We start from the raw sequence: 321 nt of genomic DNA on the forward strand, positions 1-321 counted from the left end.
ATTGCCGGTGCCGCTGACCTTGAAGGCCGCGTTGTTGTTCAGGATGCCGCCGCTCAGCACCGCAGCGCCGGTCAGGTTGATCTCGCCGTTGCCGGTGACCGTGCCGGTGCCGCTGATCGTCGCGCCGTTCACTGTCAGCTTGCCGGTGGCGTCCACCGTGACGTTGCCGGCATTCGCAACCGTCGAGCCCTGGTCGATCGTCAGCGCGCCGTTCGCCAACACTTCGATCGTGCCGGTGCTCGCATTCGTGACCGTCTCGTGGTCGAGCGCATTGCCGGTGCCGCTGACCTTGAAGGCCGCGTTGTTGTTCAGGATGCCGCC

At 66.0% G+C, this 321-nt stretch carries 1 protein-coding gene; it reads right to left on the reverse strand.

What is annotated here, in order from left to right:
• Positions 1-321, reverse strand: a 321-nt coding sequence (locus AC0L3U_RS38905; RefSeq protein ID WP_473365042.1) for a hypothetical protein, incomplete at both ends; no start/stop codon positions are given.

The organism is Bradyrhizobium sp. Kon69, from assembly GCF_055807515.1.